20 protein-coding genes are annotated in these 23707 nt (G+C 41.4%); 3 read left to right on the forward strand and 17 right to left on the reverse strand.

Annotation, left to right across the window (positions count from 1 at the left end):
- Positions 1-76: 76 nt before the first annotated feature.
- The 15 genes from SLH46_RS08930 to SLH46_RS09000 all read right to left on the reverse strand — a co-directional run bounded on the left by SLH46_RS08930 (position 77) and on the right by SLH46_RS09000 (position 16972).
- Complete coding sequence (locus tag SLH46_RS08930; protein WP_320280829.1) at positions 77-1462, reverse strand: exopolysaccharide biosynthesis polyprenyl glycosylphosphotransferase; 1386 nt, start codon at positions 1460-1462, stop codon at positions 77-79.
- 189 nt (positions 1463-1651) lie between these two features.
- Positions 1652-2392 carry a sugar transferase gene (locus SLH46_RS08935; RefSeq protein WP_320280830.1) on the reverse strand — a complete coding sequence of 247 codons (741 nt, stop codon included), beginning with the start codon at positions 2390-2392 and terminating at the stop codon, positions 1652-1654.
- Positions 2393-2615: 223 nt separating this feature from the next.
- Entirely contained in the window at positions 2616-2918 is a 303-nt protein-coding gene (locus SLH46_RS08940; RefSeq protein ID WP_320280831.1) for a DUF2061 domain-containing protein, read from the reverse strand.
- 113 nt (positions 2919-3031) lie between these two features.
- Positions 3032-3406 carry a four helix bundle protein gene (locus tag SLH46_RS08945; protein WP_320280832.1) on the reverse strand — a complete coding sequence of 125 codons (375 nt, stop codon included), beginning with the start codon at positions 3404-3406 and terminating at the stop codon, positions 3032-3034.
- Positions 3407-3540: 134 nt separating this feature from the next.
- Positions 3541-4161, reverse strand: a complete 621-nt coding sequence (gene cysC / locus SLH46_RS08950; protein WP_320280833.1) for an adenylyl-sulfate kinase — start codon at positions 4159-4161, stop codon at positions 3541-3543.
- 229 nt (positions 4162-4390) lie between these two features.
- Positions 4391-5182, reverse strand: a complete 792-nt coding sequence (gene cysQ / locus SLH46_RS08955) for a 3'(2'),5'-bisphosphate nucleotidase CysQ (RefSeq protein ID WP_320280834.1) — start codon at positions 5180-5182, stop codon at positions 4391-4393.
- Between the two features lie 280 nt (positions 5183-5462).
- Entirely contained in the window at positions 5463-6059 is a 597-nt protein-coding gene (locus SLH46_RS08960; protein ID WP_320280835.1) for a transposase, read from the reverse strand.
- A 253-nt stretch (positions 6060-6312) separates the two neighbouring features.
- Positions 6313-7425, reverse strand: a complete 1113-nt coding sequence (locus SLH46_RS08965; RefSeq protein WP_320280836.1) for a Wzz/FepE/Etk N-terminal domain-containing protein — start codon at positions 7423-7425, stop codon at positions 6313-6315.
- 64 nt (positions 7426-7489) lie between these two features.
- Entirely contained in the window at positions 7490-9823 is a 2334-nt protein-coding gene (locus tag SLH46_RS08970; protein ID WP_320280837.1) for an SLBB domain-containing protein, read from the reverse strand.
- A 61-nt stretch (positions 9824-9884) separates the two neighbouring features.
- Entirely contained in the window at positions 9885-10409 is a 525-nt protein-coding gene (locus tag SLH46_RS08975) for a hypothetical protein (RefSeq protein ID WP_320280838.1), read from the reverse strand.
- Between the two features lie 297 nt (positions 10410-10706).
- Entirely contained in the window at positions 10707-11534 is an 828-nt protein-coding gene (locus tag SLH46_RS08980; RefSeq protein ID WP_320280839.1) for a hypothetical protein, read from the reverse strand.
- A 431-nt stretch (positions 11535-11965) separates the two neighbouring features.
- Positions 11966-12493 carry a UpxY family transcription antiterminator gene (locus SLH46_RS08985; RefSeq protein ID WP_320280840.1) on the reverse strand — a complete coding sequence of 176 codons (528 nt, stop codon included), beginning with the start codon at positions 12491-12493 and terminating at the stop codon, positions 11966-11968.
- A gap of 929 nt (positions 12494-13422) precedes the next feature.
- Positions 13423-14199 (reverse strand): phosphatase PAP2 family protein, encoded by a 777-nt coding sequence (locus tag SLH46_RS08990; RefSeq protein WP_320280841.1) that lies wholly within the window; start codon positions 14197-14199, stop codon positions 13423-13425.
- Between the two features lie 614 nt (positions 14200-14813).
- The gene (gene argF, locus SLH46_RS08995) at positions 14814-15812 is read right to left on the reverse strand and encodes an ornithine carbamoyltransferase (protein WP_320280842.1); all 999 of its coding nucleotides are present in this window, start codon (positions 15810-15812) and stop codon (positions 14814-14816) included.
- A 182-nt stretch (positions 15813-15994) separates the two neighbouring features.
- Entirely contained in the window at positions 15995-16972 is a 978-nt protein-coding gene (locus tag SLH46_RS09000) for a carbamate kinase (RefSeq protein WP_320280843.1), read from the reverse strand.
- Positions 16973-17401: 429 nt separating this feature from the next.
- On the opposite strand from SLH46_RS09000, the gene SLH46_RS09005 reads away from it, so the two are divergent.
- Together SLH46_RS09005 and SLH46_RS09010 are read left to right on the forward strand one after the other, a co-directional pair.
- A complete protein-coding gene (locus SLH46_RS09005) occupies positions 17402-19846 on the forward strand; it encodes an FtsK/SpoIIIE family DNA translocase (protein ID WP_320280844.1) in 2445 nt (814 codons plus the stop codon).
- Positions 19847-19941: 95 nt separating this feature from the next.
- Positions 19942-20592, forward strand: a complete 651-nt coding sequence (locus tag SLH46_RS09010; RefSeq protein ID WP_320280845.1) for a LolA family protein — start codon at positions 19942-19944, stop codon at positions 20590-20592.
- Between the two features lie 75 nt (positions 20593-20667).
- On the opposite strand, the gene pyk is transcribed toward SLH46_RS09010, so the two are convergent.
- On the reverse strand, positions 20668-22086 hold the full coding sequence (gene pyk, locus SLH46_RS09015; RefSeq protein WP_320280846.1) for a pyruvate kinase: 1419 nt from the start codon (positions 22084-22086) through the stop codon (positions 20668-20670).
- A gap of 102 nt (positions 22087-22188) precedes the next feature.
- On the reverse strand, positions 22189-22605 hold the full coding sequence (aroQ, locus tag SLH46_RS09020; protein ID WP_320280847.1) for a type II 3-dehydroquinate dehydratase: 417 nt from the start codon (positions 22603-22605) through the stop codon (positions 22189-22191).
- Between the two features lie 140 nt (positions 22606-22745).
- Here aroQ and xerD point away from each other — a divergent pair, with 140 nt between their 5' ends.
- Positions 22746-23645, forward strand: a complete 900-nt coding sequence (gene xerD, locus SLH46_RS09025; protein ID WP_320280848.1) for a site-specific tyrosine recombinase XerD — start codon at positions 22746-22748, stop codon at positions 23643-23645.
- The last annotated feature ends 62 nt before the right edge of the window (positions 23646-23707 follow it).

Genomic DNA, 23707 nt, shown 5'->3' on the forward strand with positions numbered 1-23707 from the left:
GGCTTTTATTCATCCCTTAGATTGGTTCTCAACTAATCCATTTTAAGCATAATAATTTGGGGCTCCGATAAAGCTGTCATCCCGCATTTTTCCACGAATGCCTACTAAAAATAGTTAGCCAGATAATGCTCAAGTCCCAACTAAATTTCCAGTTTTCAATATATTCCATATCAGCTTTTACCCGCTTTTCCATAGCGCTGAGGTGTTTGGTTTCGCCACGGTAACCTTTTATTTGTGCCCACCCGGTAATTCCCGGTTTTACGTAATGCCGGATCAGGTACTGATCGATCAGCTTCGAATACTCTTCGGTATGTTTTAACATATGCGGACGCGGCCCTACAACCGACATGCTACCTGCCAGTACATTAAGAAACTGTGGGAGTTCGTCGATATTAGACTGGCGGAGAAAGCGCCCCAGTTTTGTTATACGTTTGTCTTCGGGTGTTGCTTGTTGGGTATCCGCATTGCTGTTCACTTTCATACTGCGGAACTTCAGGCAGTTAAAAGTTTTAATGTCGATACCCGTACGTCTTTGTACAAAAAATACCGGGCCTTTGGAATCCAAACCAATCAGGATAGCTAATACCGGAATCAGCCACGAAAGAAGAAACACAGTAACTGCCAATGAAAAAAGAATATCGAAAAGTCGTTTTTGAATCCGTGAACTGACATTGTCGAGTGGTATTTCCTGTGGGTCAATCACCACCAGGTTGCCAAAGGATTCCATGTTCATCCGGTTCCGGAACCATTGCTGGTTTTTGGGTATAAAACGCAGTCGTACTCCTTTGCTGTTGCAGACTTTTAAAACGCGTTTCCCTTTGCGCTCTGCATCATCGCCATTAAAAAAAGAAATGGTATAAAAGAGGATGTTCAGTTTGTGTTTATCGATTAATTCTTCAAGTTCATCGGGGTGACCAAGAATATTTTCATCTGATGTTGTTTTCGAACTTATAAATCCTGAGAAATTATACCCGAGTCCCGGATTACTGTCAATGATCTGACGAATGGCAAAAGATGTGTCATTGTATCCGACCACCGCTGCCTGAACGGTATTTATGTTTTTGCTTCGTTTGTATTTCAGATAACGATAAACGATAAAATACAGCACTATTTTTTCGAAATAGAAAAGCAGTGAATATTCCAAAAAGAACCTGCGTGCCAGGTGGTAAGGCAGTAATACAACTGCAATAGTAGCCGCTACGGCCATAAATACCAATTGTCGTTTGGTAATCCGGACAACCCGGTTCACAAAACTATCGCGCAAATACAGGTTCTTTTTTGAAAAAGTCAGGTAGGCGATGATCCAGGAAAGGTTGCCGTGTAACAAATAAGTACTTATAGAGCGAATATCACGTGCAGAAATGCTCAGGTCTACCCAGGCTACAAATACAATAGCAGCCTGAAGCATAAGTAGATCAATGATCAGAAAGAAAATAAGTAATTCGGTCTCCCGGGATCTCATTTAGTTTAGTTATCAGAAATTATTAGTTCGTTAGTATGTTGAAGGTAAAGAAAAATATTAAAAAGTTCAGCAGCTTTAAAAAAGAAATCGGTACCAACTATTCTAAGTTCTACCAGGCAGTAAATTTCAAACAGGTCCATCAACAGATTACCTATTCTAATATTCTAATCTTCAAATCTTCTAATCCTGCTAATGTCCTCCTCCTTTAAATACCACCACTATACCTCGCCAAATTACATAAAGGTCAGTAAGAAGTAGTTGAAGAGAAGAGTAATGCAGGTAACGGTATACATATTCGTATTCATATACCGGCTGGCCAAATTCCGGTGTTCCTTTACGAATATGTCCATAACCCAGCAGTCCTCCACGAACCAATTTACGTGTAACATTGCCCTGTGCCAGATCACGTTCGTAATGGTGAACGGCAATGGGGCGTGGTCCAACAAAGGACATATCGCCTTTCAGGATCAGGTAAAATTGAGGCAGTTCATCGAGGTAAAACTTTTTTACGAAACGTCCCAGGTATGTCCGGGCTTCCGGAATCCATTCATTTTTATAGGCATGCCAATCGCCTTTGGCCTGTAGTTCTTTATCGATGTAACTTTCTTTGATCAGCCTGATCTTCCATTTTTTAAATTTTTGGCCCCGGCTCATTCCATAATAGTAAAAAAACAGGGGACCTTTATTCTCCGGAATTACTACTCCTTCTATCCAGTTGGCAATGAAAAGAATTAGAAATACAGGAGCAGCCAGTAGCAGGAAAAACAAGGCTAATATTTTATCGAACAGCAGTTTTGGGAACGGTACTTTAAGCGCTTCCTTTAACTCGAAAATTTCACCGTATTTTTCTTTTATTTCCGGTGTCGGCGGTTTATAGGGAAAGGCCTCATCAGGTTCTTCTAGTTGTGTATCGATTTGATGTTGTGTCATATTTGTTTTAACGAGCGTGGCGATCTTATGCTGTTTTTTATACGTTTTTTTGTGCAGAGGGGATAAGGCTGCCACGGTCGTTCCTCCCTCGCAGACTCGTGCAATAAAGATCGTTTTATATACGGATATTCTTTTTTCAAAACTTTATTTGGTGCAAGATTTCATGAGGGATCCGTCAGCTGACGGAGACTGAAGTGGTCTCATTCCCTCTGCACTGATTTTTTTATTTCTTTTTATCCATATTCTCCACCGGCACGGTGACTTTCCTTACTTTCTTTTTCTTACTGAAACGAAAGATCGGTTTATACATATGTTTGCCATCCTTAATAACGCCAAAGTTGGAGTGGTACCAGGCACGTTCATGCAGGTAGTACAAGGCAATTTTAATAACTACATCAGCCGCACCTATGGCCATTCCAAAATCGAGGCTTCCGGTAACAATCCACCCGATTACAAAAGTGGTTAATGAGGCTATGATCCGCCATGTAATGGCTTTGGCTAAGTGTCTTCTAGGTAGTACTGACATGGTGTTATTGTTTAAAGTTGTTGGGAAGAGGTTGTCGTTGTTGTTATTGTTGTCGGGTTGTCGTAATTGAGAAACAACGCGAACCTATTTAGCAGTCAACTATTCTCAGGTTATCATTCTGGTCTGCCTGGTTTCCAGTTATTTTCTACGTAACTTAAAAAATTGAAAATCTTTACCCCCAGTTTGTCAAGTTCTTCTGCTATATCACCCCATACTGATTCGGGGTGGATTTCTGCAAGGAATTCTGCCTGAGATGTAGCTTCAAGACAAGAGGCGTGACTTGTAACTAGAAATTTGATAAAATCGGCTTTGTATCGTCTTCTTCCGTAGCCTTCAACAATATTGTCTTTAACTGATTGGCTTGATCTGCGTATTTGACTACCTGTTTCAAACTTATCAGGATGAGGTAAATCCACGCTGTTGTGGTATATCTTAACTGCAGTTTTGAAAGCAATGTTGTAAATGTCCGGGTCTTTATAGCTTTTCATTGGTATTAAGTTTTGGATTGTTATCGGGAAGAGCTTGACGTTGTTGTCGGATTGTTGTTGTAATCGTTGTCGGGTTGATAACTTGAGAACCTGACAACGTGAGCATAGCGAGCGGACAACAACTTCTTCTTCTTCTACAAAATCTCACTCGGATCCCACCGAATCTCCGGGATAATACGTTTTAACATCTCCCGTACATTGCCGTCCATGTCCGGATCTGTGTTGTCCACTTCGATAAACGGATTTTTAGGATGTTCGAAAGGAGAGGAGATACCTGTGAAATTAGGAATCTCGCCGGCACGAGCTTTTTTGTAAAGCCCTTTAGGGTCGCGCTGTTCGCAAACTTCCAACGGTGTGTTTACAAAGATTTCCAGGAAATCGTCTTCTCCAATAATTTCTCGGGCCATATTGCGCATCTCGTCGGTAGGACTGATAAAGGAACAGATCAGAATAATTCCGCAATTCATAAACAGCTTACTTACTTCGGCTATACGTCGTATGTTTTCTAAACGGTCTCCTTCGGTAAATCGCAGGTTTTTGTTAATCCCCGAACGTACATTGTCGCCATCCAGTATCTGGCAAAAGTAGTTCAGTTCAAACAGGCGTTTTTCCAGCTTACTCGCTAAAGTGGTTTTCCCGGATCCGGAAAGACCGGTAAACCAAATTACTTTGCCTCTTTGTTTTAGGTAGACTTCCTTTGCACTTCTGTCTTTGATTTTGTCAAATGTTGTGTAGATGTGATTGTTGTTATTCATGATGATGATCTGTTTTAATAATTTTTGAGCTTAGGTGGCTCAGATGTTGGAGATTCCTCTCTGTGTTCGGAATGACAACACTACTATTTGGTCGGGCGGCGCGGGGACCAACTTTATTATAACGAGATGGATTGTGCGCCGCCGGGTGTTAATAAATGCTCTGTCATTCCGAGGCCTGCCTGCCGGTAGGCAGGGAGGAACGACCGAAGGAATCTCATTTAGCTCTACCTTACTTCACGATAAAGTATGGATTAAGCAGGTTCTCTTTATTATATTTCAATTCTTCGCTTAAATCAGTTAACATGAGATGCTTCCCCGCTGCATTAGCAATGGCATGGCCGGCGGCTGTGTCCCATTCCATGGTCGGGCCAAAGCGTGGGTACTGATGTGCAGAACCTTCGGCAACCATACAAATCTTTAGGGAACTACCTTTAGATACAATCTCGATTTGCGGATGTTCTTTTTTTAGTTCATTGATGTAGTCTTCCGTTTCTTGGCTCATATGCGAACGACTGCCCACCACTTTAAAAACTTCAGAACTAAGTGGAGCAGGGAGCTCTTGTCCTTTGGCTTTTAATTGTTCCAGATCGCAGTTTTCATTCGCATCTTCCAGTTTCCAGGCTCCGTCTTCCGGCGAGCCGAAGTATAAAGTTTCACTGACCGGAACATAGATGACACCCATTACCGGTTGGTTGTTTTTTACCAGGGCAATGTTAACGGTAAACTCGCCATTCTTTTTAATAAACTCTTTGGTCCCGTCAAGCGGATCGATGAGCCAAAAGGTATTCCAATGTCTACGTTCTTCGTATTCGATCGTTTTTCCTTCTTCAGACAGAATAGGAATACCGGTTTCTGCCAAGGCAGCTTCAATCACCTGATGGCTTGCTTTATCAGCAATGGTCAATGGTGAATTGTCGGCTTTTTTCTCTATTGAGAAGTCGGATGTTGGATCCTTATAGATTTTAAGAATTTCTTCTCCTGCCCGGATGGCAGCTTTTATTGCTGTGTTTATGATTGTCATTAATGCTTTTTAGTTTTTTCTGTTCAATTCAAATTGCTGTGTGTTGGTTTCTCCGCCAGCTGGCGGATTTACAAGTTTACCGCGGTTCCCGAACTATCGGGACAGGCTGTTCCTGCCTGCCTGCCTGCCTCGCAAAGACAATTGATTGAATTTGCCGGGCGGCGTGTGAACTTTATTGATAAAATGAGATGTCTAAAACGCCGCCGAATCAGACACAACATTTGGTCATCGCCCCCGCTGGCGCAGATTTGCAATCTGTGCCAGTGCCTGCAGGCCAATACTATTTTATAACATTAAGTATTCCTTGCTCTCCTGCATAATCAGCCGCACTACTGTACAAGTAATCTTCTGCCCGGAATACAATTCCTTCTTCAACCGGATTTATCCCTGTGGAATAACGCTTCGCGTTAGATCTTTGATTTATTCCACGGGATTGAAATGGATGCCTGCCTGCGGTAGGCAGGTAGTCTATTTTTTGATCAATGACCTTATTGCTCCAGAACTCTATCGGTTTATTGTCACCTCGCCAAAAACGATAACCTTCCGGAATTTTAAATTGTTGTAATAACCATTCTTTTCTGCTTTCCAGACTATTTTCTTCAATTGCCTTTATTATAGCTTTGCTAGTAAATTTTTTAAAATCACGAAGAATATCTTGCAATAGGTGGCCATCTTCAGCCCGTGTAATTAAATGTATATGATTAGTCATTACACACCATGCAAAGATTTCCATTCCTTTGTTTTTTTGGCAGTATTTTAAGTTCTCAATAATGATGTTTTTGTACTCATTACGCGTAAATACGTCAACCCATCCCTGCACGGCAGATGACACAAAATAAACTCCATCAGGATTATGAAATTTGTATTTCCGGCTCATTGTTTAAATACAATATTTTTTCAGCCTTGTGGCTGAGGTACGGATTGCAAATCCGCACCAGCGTGGGGAACTAGGGGAGATGATGAAACTTGTTTTTCCTACTCATTGAATTTTTTTAGCCTTTACCATGTCGAATGAGGCTTGGCATCAAAATCTCCGATTTTATTCTACTTGATGACGGGCTAAAGCAAGGATTGCAAATCCGCGCTAGCGCCGGAAGCAATCTGATTTGATGACTGATACTTATTAAAAATTATTCTTCTTCCTTCCACCGTTCCTTAAGCGTTGCCAAAAACTGTTTTCCAAAGATCCAGGCGATGGCGATCACACCACCGAGGAAGGTCCATATCATTAAGGTTTTTGCACCGCTGTTATTATCTTCCAATGGAACGGTAACCGGTTTAATTACGGCAAAAACAGGCGTGTCTTCTTTTACCTTTATCTGTGCCTGTTCCATTTGTTGAGCCAGTTGCGAATACACATCAAAAGCCAGCTGGTAGTCGCTTTGCAGACGCTCTTCCTGGGTACGGGCAAGGGCAGAAGTTACATTTTTATTACGATCGCGGAATTCGGCCAAAGCCGCCTGTGCTTTTTCAAAATCAGCTTTTTTCTCCGCATAACGTTCTTCGATAAAATCAAGTTGAGCTTTGGCTTTTTCAATTTTAAATTCGGTGATCGAAGCCTGTAAAAGTTCCTGTGCTTTTTGCCCTACCTGTGCTGCCAGTGCTGCTTCCTGAAATGTGGATCTTAACACAATATAACCATCCTTATCATTGGTTTCCAGATTGACATTGCCGGCTACTATTTTGCGTACTTTCTCCTGATCCTGTGTTAAGCGGATCGTTGTGCCGGAATTCATAGGATTTACCGATGCTGATTTTTGTTCACCTTTTATGGCTTTCAGTAGCACAAAGGGCAGGCCGATGGTATATTTTTTTACCTGGGCCAAAAAGCCGGGTTTACTGTATTCGGTGTAATAGTCAAACAAAGAAACCGGCTGTTCTACATCCGAAAATGTAAAAGTAGTATTCATCAGTTCCAGCTGAAAGGGAACACTTTGTACGATCTGCGGATACACAAAAGGCGAAAGATCGCTGCTTGTATTGTCCATATTCAGGTTAAAGCCGGCCATCGCTGCCAGCGAGGAAAGACCGCCCATTTTATTGGAACTGCCGGCCAATTGGGGAACCATGGTGGAAGAAGCGGTATATTCTTTTGGTGTTAACAGTGCGACTGTCACACCCAAAATTACAAATACGACCACCACTTTTATGATGAATTTTCGGCTTTCCCAAATGGTCTTTGTCAGGGCAAGAAGATCAATTTCGTCTTCTTCGGGAGCGTTATTTTTTATTTCTTCAGACATTTTAGCTTTTTTGACCCTTAAATCCCCCGAGGAGGACCTAAAGATGATTTTTTATCCGACAATTCTAATTGGTAAGGTTTACAATCGTTGCGATTGATACGGTTAAGGAGGCAATTGCACTGGCAATGGCCAGCCATCGTCCAGATTCTCCAGGTTGTTTCTCCGGTTTCTCCGGTACTACCACCACACTGCCGGGGGTTACTTCCGGGTAGCGTTTAAAAACCACTCCTTTGGTTACGGCTGTTTCGCCGTTAGGGTACCTTACATAGGTTTTTTTACGTTTGGCATTGCTGTCGAAACCTCCTGACCGGTCGATATAGTACTTGGCGTTTTTGCCGCTTTGATAGGTAATCGAGAATGGATTCTGAACGTTACCGGTAATTTTTACAGTCTGCATAAATTCAGGAATACTAAGGCGGTCGCCATTATTTAAGAAAAGGTCTTTTTCGCTTCTTGGGTTTTCCAGTATAGTAGCCAGGTCAATGGCCACTCGTTCAGCTCCCAGTTCTTCGGAATAACGTTCAAGCGTTGCACCTGCCAGGTAAGCCTGTGGTGTGATCCCTCCGGCCATGGTTACCAGGTCGGAGATGCGCAATTGTTTATTGCTAATGGAATAAGGGCCCGCGTAGGTAATTTCACCGGAGATAAAGGCGGTTTCTCCCTGTCGGTAGTTAGGTGCCCGCCGTACGGAGATATGATCGTAAGGCTGTAACTGAAGGTCGGCATCATTTTCACCGATCGTCAGCTTCCTCGACAGGTTGGCAACGATAATATGCCCTACCGTATCAGAAAGAGCAGCTGCCTCAGTATAAGACAATCGTCGTGCAATTTCGATAAATGTGCTGTCGGCACCTTCGGTAAAACCTCCGGCCAGAAAAATTGCATCACCAAGTGTTAATCTATCCGACCAGTTGAATTGTCCCGGTTGAAGCACTTCTCCATCCACGCTAATGTATTGCTGTTCCTTTAATTCAAAATGCGATTTAATCAGGACCATATCTTCCGGCTGTAAAACGATGTCTTTGCTTCCTTCGGCAATTTCAGCCACACTAAAAGCAATGGTTGAAGTGCTAAGATCGGGATTGTAGCGGGTGATCATTCCTCTTGACTGAAAGGCATCTGCCGTCAGGCTGTCTGCCTTTAAAATAAGTTGTGATAAAGTTAAACCTTCTGTCCATTCGTATTCTCCGGGACGGTAAACTGCTCCGGCAATCGTGATCCGGTTGGCAAAACTTTCGAGTATTTTGGCATTACTGACTACATCGCCGTTTAGTAGGGGGGTGGTTGCCATCTGGTCGTAACGTACATCAATGATCTGTTGCCCCTGCTGGGTTTTACGAAGTACCTGTGTCCGTGCCAGGTAAGCATTTTCGGTGAACCCTCCGGTAAAACGGATCAGGTCGTTGAGCATATCCCCTTCTTTAAGTTCAAATATGCCATTACGTTTGAATTCTCCTTTGACCTCCACACGTTTATCGGCAGGAGGAATAAAAAGAATGTCGCCGTCTTTTAGAACAATATTATCAGTAGGATCAGCACTCACCAGAAATTGATAGATGTCGATGACTTTTTCGATTTTATTGTCGCGGATCACTTTGATGTTGCGGAATGAACCGATGTTATTGGGGCCACCCGAAAGGTACAAACCGTTAAAAACAGTAGCTGTTACCGGCAGTGTGTAGGTGCCCGGCGTTACCACTTCTCCCACCAGGTTCACCTGAATTGACCGTAACTGCCCCATATTCACCTGGGCAAAGGTCCCGGGATTGTTTCCGCCCATATCGGAATAGATTTCCGTCAACCTGCTTTTGATTTTTTCTTCTGCTGCGTTGAAAGTCAGTCCGGCGATGTACACCGGTCCTACATCAGGGATATTGATCTGTCCGTTTGAATTAACGTTTAACTGGTAATCGTTTTGTGAGTTTCCCCAGATGTGGATCAGCAACTGGTCGCCAATACCAATCTCATAGGTTTTGGGTGTCTGTATATTCAGCCGGGGCTCAAATGTCAGGTTTTTGCTGTTAAAAAGGTAGGCGCCAAATATCCTTCCACGTGTTTCAAAACCGGCACTGCGTGTCGATCTTTCCACATCCTGCTGTTCTTCTACAAGTTCACTGGCTTCTTCCACGGGATCGGAGATCACGGCATCACCGGTGCCTTCCTCTGTAATGCGGTTGCGAAAATCGTTGATCTGTTGCTCGGTAGCTCCGCGCTGACGTGCGAGGTCTGCTGCGTCGTCAACGGACAGACCGGCATCCTGCATGGCTTGCTGAGCCTTTTTTATGTCTTGCTGCGGTACTGTTTTGACGTCCACATTTTTAACATCCTGTGCGCTGCTTGCAAAGAATAAAAAGATGCAGGCAAACACTGCCAGTATCCTGTTTGGTATAATTTTCATAAAGGTTAAATTTTATTCGAATTTAACTAAATTCTTGTTTAAATTTTGTCTCGGACCCTTATTAATGGTTCCAAAGAAGTAAAGAGGTATTATTTGTCAGGTATTCCTTTTTTTCCTCGGGGGGGAGTACCAGGTAACGTATCCTCCGGTTGATCTGTTTTTCCACTTTTTGTGCCAGCTCTGATAAATGATTGTAGTTGATATTTTTGCCGATCAGCAAAAGGTCAACGATCGTTGAATCCTTACCGGAAGCGAGGTCGCCGACAAGGTAGGCTTCATCCAGGTTTCCGATATTGGCCACTACGTTGTCAATCAGCCGGTCGATACCGATTGTTTTTCGTAAAATGCTGTTTATTTCCTTGTACAAGGGGTAGTCGGTATTCGCCCGAAAATATTTTTTGTTCCCTGATAGCTCCGCATTTAATAAACCGGCTTTTTCAAAACGGTTCAGTTCGATTCGAATGGCATTGGTTGATTCCCCAAACTCGTTCTCAAGGTTTCTAAGGTAACTGGTTGTCTCCTTGTTCAGAAAAAACTTGAGTAATAGTTTTAGCCGGGTTTTGTTAGTAATTAGAGATTCTAACATAAGGGAATTCTGTTTTAAATCGGTTAAACGGGGACTTCGGAATCGTAAAGGATTTTTACTGCTTTGGGCACTGCTTCGCCTCCTCAGTTACAGGTGTCGTATGAGTAGGTTGCTTTTAGTAGAATTGAGTAACAAATGTACTCGTTTTGTTCGGATTCTTATGAGATTCTTTGAAAATATTCAATCTTTTTGACTATTTGTTAAATTAAACATAAGTCATTGTTTGGTTTGTTTGGTGATTGTGTAATGGTCTGGGAATGTGTTCGATAGTGGTGTTTTTTGTTGCTCGGTCTAATATTATTTCCCGGAGAAAGGCAGTACCGGTTGATTATATTTTCCTTTACGGCTTTTGTGTTTCCCCAGTTCGTTGGAGTGGTAGAAAATACCAATCTTAAACTCAGTATACAAACCCCGGATATCATAATCAGTACGTCTGTTGTATTCGCTGTTGCCGATATCATTGTTATAATTGTGTACAGCATCCAGAAAATCGTAAGGTGAATAGTTCAGGGCTATGGATGTGTTGATGATCAGATGCCGGCTTTGATAGGTTCGTATACCTGCCGAAACAAAATACAGACTTTTGGTCAGGTTCCAGTAATTAAAAGCACCGGTATTTTTTCCAAAGATTAGTTCATCGCCCGGAGCATCGATGTAACTGAATTTTGACGTATAGCTGGAATAACCGAGTCCGGCCCGGATAAAAGGTTCAAGACGCATCGGGCGGGTAAAATAGTCGAATTTACGGAAATAGTAGCCTACAAAGAACTTTTGCCCAAAGAGCTGCGTGCGGTATTCCACCGGGTCGCTGATGGGCAGAAGCATTGCCGGGTGGATACCTTCCGCCGAAAATTGCGGATCATAAGTTTCTCCTTTTAAATAGGTGAGGTGTACATCGGTTCCAATTTCAAAATGATTGGCAATTAATTTCGATAGTTCGATGCTAAAAGCGGGCGCCATTTTGTGGTCGAATTCGTTGGGGATTTTTGTAAAATCGGGTGTCAGTTCGGTATTTACCTTGGCCATTCCCAGGTTGACACCAATAATCAGTCCGGCATTGGGATGTTGTGCCAGGGCAAAAACAGAAATAATAAGAAAGCTAACTATTGCTATGAGGTGTTTCACGTTATCCGATTTATGAGTTTGTAAAGAAAGGAAATTATTTGCAACATAAAATTGATTTGCCGGAATTTCCGCCGCTCTTAAAGTTTATTTAGTCTATATCCTGAAACGGATTGGGTGGAGGTTTATTGTGGAGATTGGGAGAGGATGGGAAGATGAGACTGCAAGATGAGACTGCGTGAATATGGGCACTGAGACTGTGAGAGGGTTGAGATAGAAGGAAAAAAAGTCATGAAGGTAAAAGTGAAAAGTAGAAAGGCAAAAGGAGAGGGAAGCATGATTGATTAAGGTTGGATTGGTAACATTGAACGGAGTCAGGTACACAGTCACAGTGAGCAGTCGCAGTTGACATTTTTGTGTTTTCTACTTTGTGTGACTTTGTGATTCCTTTGTGCAACTTTGTGGTAAAACTATAGGATAATAAATTTGAGGTATTAGATTATCGTTTCGGGTAGTGCGCTGAGATAATTAGCTGGAATCTCCACCATGAATGAAGTTTCTATCTGTTCGATACGGAGGGCAAATTTATTTTTTCCACGCGATTCAATAAGCTCGCCTTTTAGTCCGATCATAGGGCCTTCGATGATCTCCACCAACTTGCCGGGTTTGAAATTTTCGGTGGTAACGTCCACGTTAAAATCAAACTGCTGCAAAAGGGTACGAAGGACATCAATTTCCTGCTGGCTGACGATGGCAGCTTTGCCTTCGAAAGTGATGTAGTGAACCACATTATTCAGCTGTAAAACCTTGTCGTAATCTTTGCGGGTGATGTTCACAAAACAATAACCGGGAATGAGTGGTGTCTCTACCCATTTTTTGCGGTCTTTCCATTGTCGCAACCTCTTTTGCAAAGGAAGGAAGCACTCGATTTTGTTCGTGCTAAGTTCCTGAATTACTTTTTTTTCAGCACGCGAACGGGTGTAAACCACATGCCATTTCTTTTGAGCCTGTACGGTAGTCATTAGTCTGTCTTGTGAAACAAAAATAAAGGACAAAAATATAAATTGCAGTTGAAATAACGCGGTATGTTCAACAATATTTTAAACGGGAATAAATTTAGGTGAAATGCTGAGTAGTGTTAAGGTTTTTGGAAGGGATTGGGGAGTAATGAGAGTTTGAGAAGATGGGACTGTTAGATGAAGATGTTAATGAGTGATTGGATTAATGAGGCAGGAATCTTGAGCGCTGAGACGATGAGGCAGTGAGAAGATGAGAGGGTGAGAAAATGAGAAAATGGTCAATCTGAAGTAAAAAGGCAAAGTAGAAAGGCAAAAGTGAAAAGTAAAAATTAGAAAGGTAAAAGGAGAGGGAAAGATGATTGATTAAGGATGAATTCGTAACATTGAACGGAGTCAGGTACACCGTCGCAGTTCACAGTTTTGTGTTTTCTACTTTGTGATTCCTTTGTGCAACTTTGTGGTAAAAATGAGCACTGAGAAATAAGACGGTGTGCGCTGAGACTGTGAGAGTTTGAGAAGATGGGACTGTTAGGTGAAGAAGTTAATGAGTGATTGGGTTAATGAGGCAGGGATCTTGAGCGCTGAGATGGTGAGAAAATGAGAGACTGGGAGCACTGAGATGATGAGGTAGAAGTAAAAAGGAAATAGGAGCACTGAGATGTCGAGACGTTGAGATTGGGGCTCTGAGACGTTGAGAGTGAGAAGATGAGACTGTGAAAAGATGAGTGAGTGTTTAAATGCCTGGTGGCAGATTGATTAAGTTTGAAAACAGATTGGTTAAGATTGGATACGTAAATATGTAGCTAGGTGAATGAGAAATGTCGTAAATGAATGAGGAGTGCAGAGATATTGGTAGGGAGAGTCGAGCACGGAGATTGTTGAGAGACCGAATAGCTCGTAACTCGAGGCTCGTAGCTCGTGACTTAGTATTCCTAAAACGTATAAATCAGTGCGAGCCCTTTTTGCTCTCCTGTTTTGAATGGAAAGATATCGAGATTTTTAAGGTGTTCACTGTCCCATTTGTATTGGTGTGTGAGATAGATGAGTTCGGTAGAGATCATTCCAACTCCGGCGCCAACCAATACATCGGAGGCCCAGTGCCCGCCTTTTGCGACGCGCATTACACCTACTGAAGTAGCACAGGCATAGGCGCCTATGCTGTACCAGGGGCTAAGTTCACCGTATTCGCGATGCATCCATTGGGCAGCAGCAAAAGTAATGGCAGTATGACCCGATGGCATGGAGCCTCCTTCGCCGGTTGGGCGTTCAACATCAAGAATGCTTTTAAGGCTTTTTGTAATAATGGTAGTAAGCAACATGCTTTTTCCCAGTATGGCAGTTTGGTTACCAATGTTGTTTTTGCCTTTTATTCCCAGTGCATTTAATGAGTAAACAGCGACAATGGGAGCAAATCGTAAATAATCATCCAGGTCGCCGGTGTAGTTAAAATGTTCCCAGCGCCATTGGTCAATATCATATTTCCAATCGGAAAAATGGAGAATCGTTCCTCCGGTGATCAGAATAGATGGTGCAATAAAAGGTTTAAATCCTCGCTGTTTATCTGCATAACAAAAATCGATACGGTGAATGGAATCATTGTGAAAGACATAGCCCGGATTACCATTGTTCGTAAACAGTGAAATTCGTTCCTTATTCTTTTTGTCGGATGCCATTCCCTGGAATGATAGAAGCAGAATAAATGCTATCAATATGTTCGTTATTCGTATTGATTGATATTGCACGAGGCAAAAATAGAAAAAGGATTTGCAAGGCAAAAGGAAAAAGTTTATCCCGGTGAAATGATGTCACATCAAAATCTTCAATTTTATTTCACGGGATTTAAAGGCAGAAATAAGCACTAGTTTGAAGCAGGGAATGAGTAATTGAGTGAATGGATAATTGGGGAAGAGGAAGAGAATTGAGCACTGAGCACTGAGAGAATGAAAATGAGCCTATGAGAATTGAGCACTGAGATGGTGAGACGATGAACTAGATTGAATAAAGATTGATGAAGATCGAATGAGTAGGAAGCGAGAAGTAGGAAGTATGAAGAACGTAGTCAATGAAGACAATTTCTTATTTCTAATCTGAAACCAGTCGCTGATAAATCGTCGTTCATGCTTTTGACTTTGTGAACCTCTGTGCCATCTTTGTGTGACTTTGTGGTTCAAATTGACTAATGAAGATTGAATGGCATTTGAATAACTTTCAAATTATATGTTGTGACTATTGTCTACTGCGCTTTGCCATCTGTCTACTCGCAAATAAAAAAGCACTACCTCCAAAAGAAGATAATGCTTAAAAAAAACTATGATGATTTCATCTAAGCCAGAGTTGCAACCATAACAGCTTTTATTGTGTGCATGCGGTTTTCGGCCTCGTCGAATACCAGCGATGCGTTACTTTCAAAAACTTCTTCAGTAACTTCCATGGCTTCCAAACCAAATTTTTGGTAGATTTGTTCGCCAATTTTTGTGTCGCGATTATGAAAGGCTGGTAAACAATGGAGGAATTTTACATCAGGATTACCGGTGAGTTCCATGGTTTGTTTATTTACCTGGTAAGGAAGCAACAGTTTTATACGTTCCTGCCATACTTCGTCAGGTTCTCCCATTGAAACCCACACATCGGTGTATAAAAAATCGCAGTCCTTAACTGCTGCAGCAACATCTTCGGTAACGGTGATCTTAGCACCTGTTAACGCTGCTATTTCCCTGCATTCTCCTTGTAGTTCCTCACTAGGTTGACATGCCTTTGGTGCTGCTGCCCTGAAATCCATCCCAAGTTTGGCGGCACCTACCATCAGTGAATTTCCCATATTGTTTCGGGCATCACCCAGGTAGCAAAACTTGACTTCTGAAAGTGGTTTGTTACAATGTTCCTTCATTGTCAGGAAATCAGCCAGGATTTGTGTCGGGTGAAATTCGTTGGTGAGGCCGTTCCAGACAGGAACTCCTGCATATTCACCCAGTTCCTCAACAATGTTTTGTCCAAATCCTCGGTATTCGATGCCGTCGTACATACGTCCCAGAACACGTGCTGTGTCTTTCATGGTTTCCTTTTGGCCGATTTGCGAACCTGTTGGTCCGAGGTAGGTGACCTGTGCTCCCTGGTCGTAGGCTGCCACTTCAAAAGCGCAGCGTGTGCGGGTTGATGCTTTTTCAAAGATCAATGCAATGTTTTTACCTGAAAGCAGTGGTTTTTCGGTGCCTTCGTATTTTGCTTCTTTTAGGCTTGCTGAGAGTTCCAGCAGATGAGTGATTTCAGCAGGAGAGAAGTCGAGTAGTTTGAGGAAGTTTCTGTTTTTTAAATTATAGGTCATTCTATATTAGTTTTTTATTTGGTTGCTGTTGATTGTAATTCGTTACTAATTTTTTTACCACAAAGTCACACAGAGAAGTCTCAGAGTTTCACAGAGAACAAGGCAAAAAAAAAGAGTAAAGTCAAAAGTTTTAAACACAATTTATCAGTTTTTCAATTTAACAATCTCTCATCAATCTATTTTCAATCACAATCAATCTTTTCTTCATCGTCGTATTCCCTGGTAATTTTCGAGCCGTAATGTTTGTCTTCCAGTTTAGTGGCTTCGGTGATTACACATTTGCTGCCTCCGTTTTTTATAAAATTCAGACAGGCTTGAATCTTGGGCTCCATTGTGCCTTCCGCAAATGTACCATTTTCGAGGTGTTTTAGGGTGTCGGCATAATCTAAAAATTCCAGTTTTTCCTGAGTCTCCAGTCCGAAATCTTTGTAAATAAAAGGAACATCGGTCAAGATGTACAGCTCGTCTGCATCGATGTTTGTGGCCAAAAGGCTGGAAGCCATGTCTTTGTCTATAACTGCATCTAACGTGCGCACATCGTTGTTTTCGTCGAAATAAACAGGTATACCTCCTCCTCCTGCAGCGATCACGATATTTCCGTTTTCAAGCAGCTGGCGGATAATTTGTTTGTTCACAATATCAACAGGCATAGGAGAGGGGACTACTCTCCGATAACCGCCTTTGCTTTTAGAAGTGGACTTAAATTCCCATCCTTTTTGTTGCCAAAGCCGGTCGGCTTCCTCTTTATTGTAAACCTTTCCGATACGTTTTGACGGGGCTTGAAAAGCCGGATCGTTTTCATTGATCTCAACAAGCGTAACCATGGAAATCACATTTTTATCGATGTGGTGTTTGTTGAGCACATTGCGCATCATTCGCTCCATCATAAAACCAATTCCGCCCTGCGAATCGGCTACACAAATATTTAGCGGCATTGGGGCAATTCGGTATAGTTGTTCACCGGCATCGTTGCGCATTAGAATGTTTCCAACTTGTGGACCGTTGCCATGAGTGAGAACCAGTTCGTAACCATCTTTAATCAGATGAACCAGGTTTTCGAGGGTGTCGGTAACATTCTTTTCCTGCTGAGCAATGGTGCCCGCTTCGTTACCGCGCAAAATGGCGTTTCCGCCCAAAGCAACAACAGCTCGTTTCTTCATTGGTCGAATTAATTAGCCGCTTGAGAAAAGTTCAAGCTGTAACAAACTTAGGAAATCAACACAAAAAACGAAATGGTATTAGTATTGATTTTGTGATGTTTAAACTATTATAAAACAGTCTTTTGTGATTGATTTATTAATTCGGAAAACAGTTGGTTGACTTTCTTACGAATTGGCATAAAAGAGGTCGATTTTGTTAACAGTTTATTCTTGATAAGCAGTGCAGGAATAAGCTGGTCGGCATAACTTCTGCCTCGTTTTTTTAGTTAAATTTGCGTTCTGTTTTACCTGTTTGGATTAAAATGTACTGATTTTCAGGTATTATTTCGCGGGAAAAACTGCGGTTTGGTAAAAATTTTGCCGCACGCAAAATTGCGGAGAAACTAAATCGTTATATATTGAATATAAAACCGGAATAAAAATAACTCCATGGCATTTAGAGCTAAGAAAAAACCTGCTAAGACAAAAAAGAAGCGCACCAAAAAACGTATGCCGCTGATTAATAAGGAAAAACTATTTTTCCTGTTCGGGTTATTCGTGCTGCTTGTTGCGGCTTATTTGCTCATTTCATTTGTGTCGTTCCTGTTTTACGGGGCAGCCGACCAAAGTATCATGGATTCCGGTTGGTCCGAATTTTTATTCAATTCCGCAGTAAAAGCACAGAACAAAGGAATGAAAATGGGCGCTTACCTGTCGGAAGTGATTATGAACCGAGGATTTGGACTGGCGTCGTTTACCTTTATTTATCTTTTGGCGATTACCGGCTTGCGAATCCTTGGGCGAAAGACCGGCAACTATCTGAAAAGCGTTTGGTACAGTGTAATTTGTATCATTTGGTTTTCGGTTGCTTTGGGCTTGTTCTTTAACAAAACCGATGCCGGATCGGCCATATACTGGGGTGGGCATTACGGTTTTGTACTCAGCAACTGGTTACGCTCGTTAATCGGAGTTGTCGGGCTGGTTTTTCTGCTGTTTATATCGGGACTTGCCATTATTGTTGTTCGTTTCGACGGTGCTTTTGAACTTATGAAAGGACTGCTGAAAAGGAAACCGAAGCACAACGAGGAAGAAGATATTAGTTTTAATGAGGAATCTGCTCCTTCTGAACTCGAAGGAGAGGAATCGGTAACAAAAGTTATTGAAGACGATGATGATGTGGTAAAAGCCATTTTTGAATCGGATGATGAGGATGATTTGCCGCTTGTTGAGCAAGAGATAGAAATTGATGACCAAATTGAAGTAGAGGAGACGGAAGAGAAAGTAGAGGAGGAGATTGAAGTAATTCCGGTAGAAAAAGAGGATGAGCTGAATTTAACCGTTGCGCCTAAGCAGGAAGAAGAGGAATCGGATAAAGTGGAGCCTGAAGAGTTGGAAGATTATGATCCGACCCTTGATTTGGCCAGCTTTAAATTTCCAACGCTTGAATTGCTTGAAGATCATAAGTTTGGTAATGCAGAAGTTAAAAATGAAGAGCTGGTAGCCAACAAAAATAAAATTGTTGAAACGCTGCGTCATTATAAAATAGAGATCACCAAAATCAGGGCGACCATTGGTCCAACCATCACTCTTTACGAAATTGTGCCGGCTCCCGGAGTTCGTATCTCAAAAATAAAAAACCTTGAGGATGATATTGCATTGAGTCTGGCAGCGCTGGGTATTCGTATTATTGCGCCAATTCCCGGGCGTGGAACCATTGGTATTGAGGTGCCAAACCAGAATCCTGAAACCGTATCGATGCACTCGATTATTCGCTCTAAACGTTTCCAGGAGAGCAAAGCAGAATTGCCGGTTGCTCTGGGTAAAACCATTTCGAACGAAACCTTTATGTTCGACCTGGTAAAAATGCCACACATTCTGGTTGCCGGTGCTACCGGACAAGGTAAGTCGGTGGGTATTAACGTGATTATTACTTCGCTGCTGTATAAAAAACACCCGTCGCAGTTGAAATTTGTTTTTATCGATCCTAAAAAAGTGGAGCTGAATATTTATTCTGTGTTGGAAAAACATTATCTGGCAAAACTGCCGGATGCCGAGGAGCCGGTAATCACCGATATTCAGAAAGTGAAAAATACGCTGAACTCGATAAACGTGGAAATGGATGCACGTTACGATTTGCTGAAAGCGGCGCAGGCACGTAACATTAAGGAGTATAACAAGAAATTCATTTCGCGCAGACTAAATCCGGAGAAAGGACATCGGTTTATGCCATATATAGTGGTTATTATTGATGAATTTGCCGACCTGATAATGACCGCCGGAAAAGAGATCGAGCTACCGATTGCACGTATTGCACAGCTGGCAAGGGCAGTGGGTATACACATGATTATTGCCACACAGCGTCCGTCAACAAATATTATCACCGGTGTTATTAAAGCCAACTTCCCGGCGCGTATTGCCTTTAAAGTGGCGTCAATGATTGACTCGCGCACAATTCTTGATTCGCCTGGAGCAAACCAGTTAATAGGGCGTGGTGATATGCTTATTTCTCAGGGTAGCGAAATGACGCGTGTTCAGTGTGCTTTTGTTGATACACCTGAAGTTGAAAATATTGTTGAATTTATCAGTGAACAGAGAGGTTATCCAACTGCATTCCTGCTTCCTGAGTTTGTTGGCGACGATGAGCCGGGACCGGGAGATGTAGATCTGCGAAATCGCGATGAACTTTTTGACGATGCCGCCCGTATAGTGGTTATGAATCAGATGGGATCGACATCGATGATCCAACGAAAATTTTCGATTGGATATAATCGTGCAGGGCGTTTGATGGATCAGTTGGAAGCTGCCGGAATTGTTGGACCAAGCGAAGGAAGTAAAGCCCGTCAGGTGTTATTGCAGGACGAATATAGTTTGGAACAATTATTGAATAATTTGTAGACAAAATTTTTAAGCGAAAACTTTAGAGGAAGAAAAAATTGAATAAACTCAAAGGTTTTTCTTGGTAATCAAAATAATAAAGAGATTTTAAGAGGATGAAGCGTATAGTATTAGTTGTTGCCTTGGTGGCTTTTACCCTATCAGGATGGGCTCAGGAAGATGCAAAAGCAAAGGAAATTCTGAACGAGGTTAGTGCAAAAACAAAAGAGATATCGGCAATGTCGGCCAGTTTTGTTTTTTCGCTTGTAAACGAAGAAATAGAGGTAAACGATAAATTCGATGGCAACATAAAAATAAAAGGTCAGAAATATTGTGTACAGCTGCCTGATATGGGAGTGGAAGTGTTTTCGGACGGAACAACCATCTGGAACTACATGGAAGACGGTAACCAGGTGACTATTTCGAATATCGATGATGAAAGCAGTGAATTAATGGATCCTTCATCTCTGTTCAGTATTTACGAACGTGGTTTCCGTTCGGAGTTTGTAGACGAAAAAACAGAAGGTGGTAAAACGCTTTATCACATCAATCTTTTTCCTGATTCTGATACCTACGATGTTACAAAAATAGAAGTTGCAATTGATAAGGCGTCAATGATGATTCATTCTGCAACTTTATACAGCACCGACGGGAATTTGTATAGTATTCTGGTAAAACAAATGAATACAAAAGCAGCATTTACTGATGCCGACTTTGTGTTTGATGCATCGAAACACGATGATGTAGAAATAATTGATTTCCGGTAAACCGGGGTGATTATAAAAAGAAAAGCCTTGTTTCTGAAGAAGAAGCAAGGCTTTTTTTATGATTCTATTTTGTTGCTATTGTAATTCGCGAGGTTTTAAGAACAACTTGTCGGCAGTTGAAATTTCGATAAAAGATGCGCCTGCATCCTCACCAAAACGTCCGCCTACATAAATAACAAGGTCATCCATTTTTATTGTTCCCTCGTTAACCAACTCCTGAACAGCTGCCTTTTGTATCTTCATCTTGTTCTTTTTAGTTTCTAAGAACGATGAATGAACGCCAAATGAAAGCGCCAATTCGCGCATTACGCTATGTGAGTGACATTTTACGAAAACCGGGTAAAAAGGACGGTAAGACGAAAGATAACGAGCTGTTTTTCCTTTTGTAGTTGATGTAATAATTGCATCGGGTTTTAATTCGCGTGCAGCACGTATTGCCGATTGTGCAAGGTATGCAGGAATGTCCGATTTTAATGGTACAGCCAGTTCCCGACGGTCGCGGTCTGGTTCTACCTCGCGTGCAATTTTATCCATTGCTTTAATGGATTCAACAGGATATTTTCCGTAAGCTGTTTCACCACTTAGCATTATTGCATCGGTTCCCATGTAAATTGCACTTGCCACGTCGCTCACCTCGGCACGTGTTGGTCGTGGATTCTCAATCATGGTATGTAGCATCTGCGTAGCAATAATAACCGGTTTTTGAAACAGGATTGCACGGCGTACCAAATTACGCTGGATAGCCGGAATTTTTGACTCAGGAAGCTCGATCCCCAGGTCGCCACGGGCAACCATAATACCATAGGCATGTTCCAATATCTCGTCGATATTGTTAACACCTTCCATGTTCTCAATTTTGGCAATAATCTTTATCGGGCTGTTGTGCTCATCCAGAATTTTCTGAACGTCGTTTACATCTTCTTTATGACGTACAAATGAGTGTGCAATAAAATCGAGATTGTTCTCAGCTGCAAAGCGAATAAATTCCACGTCGCGTTCTGTCAGCGATGGTAATTTAATTTCTACTCCCGGTACGTTAATACTCTTACGCTTTTTAATAACACCCGAGTTGCAAACTCTACACAATAAATATTTAATGTGTTTTTCAACTACTTCAAATTCAGTTTCGCCGTCATCAACAAGAATTTTGTTACCAACATTCAGGTCGTTTACAAAACCTTTGTAGTTCACACAAATGTTTTTTACATCATCCAAAACTCCTGAAGAGTAAGAAAGTGTAACCAATTCTCCTTCCTTAACTTCTGTGTCCGAAAGAGTTTGACATGTTCTTATTTCTGGTCCTTTCGTGTCAACAAGAATTGCAATTTTATCTGAAACCGCACGGATATTGTCAACCATTACTTTCCCGCTTTCGGGAGTAATATGGGCGGTGTTAATACGGGCTACGTTTAGCCCTGCATCATAAAGCGACTGAATAAAGTCTACATCGCATTTAAGATCTGAAATTGTAGCAACAATTTTTGTTTGTCTCATTACTTCTAAATTTTAAGGGCGCAAAAGTACAATAAAACCCGATTTAACGGTTAAATTAAATTTAATGAATGATTAAATTTAATAGAGAGTACAGATTAAGTCTCAATTTACGAAACTTTGAATTGCCAATCGATACGATTCGAGACCAAATCCCATAATACATCCTTTACAAACCGGCCCAATAATTGATTTATGCCTAAAATCTTCGCGCGTAAGCGTGTTTGAAATGTGCACTTCAACAACCGGCGTTTTTATTCCTGCAATGGCATCGCGAATAGCCACCGAAGTATGTGTATAGGCTCCCGCATTTATAATAATTCCGTCGATAGAAAAACCATGTTCGTGAAGGGTGTTAATCAGTTCTCCTTCCACATTTGATTGAAAATATATAAGCTCAATTTCGGGAAAATCGCTTTTCAATCGATCATAATAACTTTTAAAACTTTCCGTTCCATAAATCGACTTTTCCCTTACTCCGAGCAGGTTTAAATTAGGACCATTGATAATCAAGAGCTTCATTATTTCAATTTTAATTTATTTTATAGTAACTTTATTCAAGATGCAACGTAATATTTTTTTGATAAAATAGTTCAGATAACTACAGATTAAGAAACAGCAGTATATAAACAGACTTAAAATTAACTTTAATTTGCAAGATTATGAAATGGGAGGAATGTAAAAAGGGATATGAAAATTATTTGAAGTTGGAGAAGTCATTGTCACAGAACTCCATTGCAGCTTACATAAATGATATAAATAAGCTGGAAGTTTTTTTTAATGATAATTTTAAAGGTGTTAACCCTGAAAAGGTTGTATTAAATCAGTTAAAAAGTTTTGTTGAATGGTTAAATGAGAAAGGGGTGAGTCCGAGAACACAGGCACGAACCATTTCAGGAATAAAATCTTTTTATAAATATTTGCTCATTGAAGGCAAAATTACCAGTGATCCGACTGCCTTACTCGAATCGCCTAAAATTGGTCGCAAACTTCCGGATATTCTATCGATGGAAGAAATAGATACACTTATAAATGCCATCGACCTGAAAAAGTCGGAAGGACAACGGAATAAAGCCATGCTTGAAACATTATACAGTTGTGGCCTTCGTGTATCAGAATTGGTGAATCTAAAGATTACCAATCTGTTCTTCGAGCAGGGATTTATTAAAATTGAAGGCAAAGCCGGTAAAGAACGTTTAGTTCCAGTTAGCGGACGAGCCATTGAGGAAATTAATAAATACCTGAGTACTTACCGGAAAAATCTACGTGTAAACAAAGACAGCGAAAATATTCTGTTCCTGAATCGTAGGGGACGAAAGTTGAGCCGGGTAATGATTTTTACGATTATTAAAAATCTGGCCGCAAAGGTTGAGCTGGATAAAAAGATCAGTCCGCATACCTTCCGCCATTCGTTTGCAACCCATTTAATAAATGGTGGAGCCGATTTACGTGCAGTACAGGAAATGTTAGGGCACGAATCGATCCTGACAACCGAAATTTATACACACCTCGATAAAGATTATCTTAAATCGACAATACACCAATTTCATCCGAGGTCATAGTAGAATTAATACAATATTTATAGAGCGTTACATCCTTTTTTGTAGCGCTTTTTTTATGTCCA

Origin of the sequence: Draconibacterium sp. IB214405 (assembly GCF_033963885.1) — a bacterium.
In the GTDB taxonomy this organism is placed as follows: domain Bacteria; phylum Bacteroidota; class Bacteroidia; order Bacteroidales; family Prolixibacteraceae; genus Draconibacterium.

Bases quoted from the DNA above. Each gene is read 5' to 3' on its own strand.
- SLH46_RS09010 (WP_320280845.1), top strand. From the start codon at position 19,942: ATGAAGCGTATAGTATTAGTTGTTGCCTTGGTGGCTTTTACCCTATCA.
- cysC (WP_320280833.1), bottom strand. From the start codon at position 4,161: ATGAATAACAACAATCACATCTACACAACATTTGACAAAATCAAAGAC.
- SLH46_RS09005 (WP_320280844.1), top strand. From the start codon at position 17,402: ATGGCATTTAGAGCTAAGAAAAAACCTGCTAAGACAAAAAAGAAGCGC.
- SLH46_RS08965 (WP_320280836.1), bottom strand. From the start codon at position 7,425: ATGTCTGAAGAAATAAAAAATAACGCTCCCGAAGAAGACGAAATTGAT.
- aroQ (WP_320280847.1), bottom strand. From the start codon at position 22,605: ATGAAGCTCTTGATTATCAATGGTCCTAATTTAAACCTGCTCGGAGTA.
- SLH46_RS08945 (WP_320280832.1), bottom strand. From the start codon at position 3,406: ATGAAAAGCTATAAAGACCCGGACATTTACAACATTGCTTTCAAAACT.
- SLH46_RS08970 (WP_320280837.1), bottom strand. From the start codon at position 9,823: ATGAAAATTATACCAAACAGGATACTGGCAGTGTTTGCCTGCATCTTT.
- SLH46_RS08940 (WP_320280831.1), bottom strand. From the start codon at position 2,918: ATGTCAGTACTACCTAGAAGACACTTAGCCAAAGCCATTACATGGCGG.
- argF (WP_320280842.1), bottom strand. From the start codon at position 15,812: ATGACCTATAATTTAAAAAACAGAAACTTCCTCAAACTACTCGACTTC.
- SLH46_RS08960 (WP_320280835.1), bottom strand. From the start codon at position 6,059: ATGAGCCGGAAATACAAATTTCATAATCCTGATGGAGTTTATTTTGTG.
- SLH46_RS09000 (WP_320280843.1), bottom strand. From the start codon at position 16,972: ATGAAGAAACGAGCTGTTGTTGCTTTGGGCGGAAACGCCATTTTGCGC.
- SLH46_RS08930 (WP_320280829.1), bottom strand. From the start codon at position 1,462: ATGAGATCCCGGGAGACCGAATTACTTATTTTCTTTCTGATCATTGAT.
- SLH46_RS08985 (WP_320280840.1), bottom strand. From the start codon at position 12,493: ATGACTACCGTACAGGCTCAAAAGAAATGGCATGTGGTTTACACCCGT.
- cysQ (WP_320280834.1), bottom strand. From the start codon at position 5,182: ATGACAATCATAAACACAGCAATAAAAGCTGCCATCCGGGCAGGAGAA.
- SLH46_RS08935 (WP_320280830.1), bottom strand. From the start codon at position 2,392: ATGACACAACATCAAATCGATACACAACTAGAAGAACCTGATGAGGCC.
- xerD (WP_320280848.1), top strand. From the start codon at position 22,746: ATGAAATGGGAGGAATGTAAAAAGGGATATGAAAATTATTTGAAGTTG.
- SLH46_RS08975 (WP_320280838.1), bottom strand. From the start codon at position 10,409: ATGTTAGAATCTCTAATTACTAACAAAACCCGGCTAAAACTATTACTC.
- pyk (WP_320280846.1), bottom strand. From the start codon at position 22,086: ATGAGACAAACAAAAATTGTTGCTACAATTTCAGATCTTAAATGCGAT.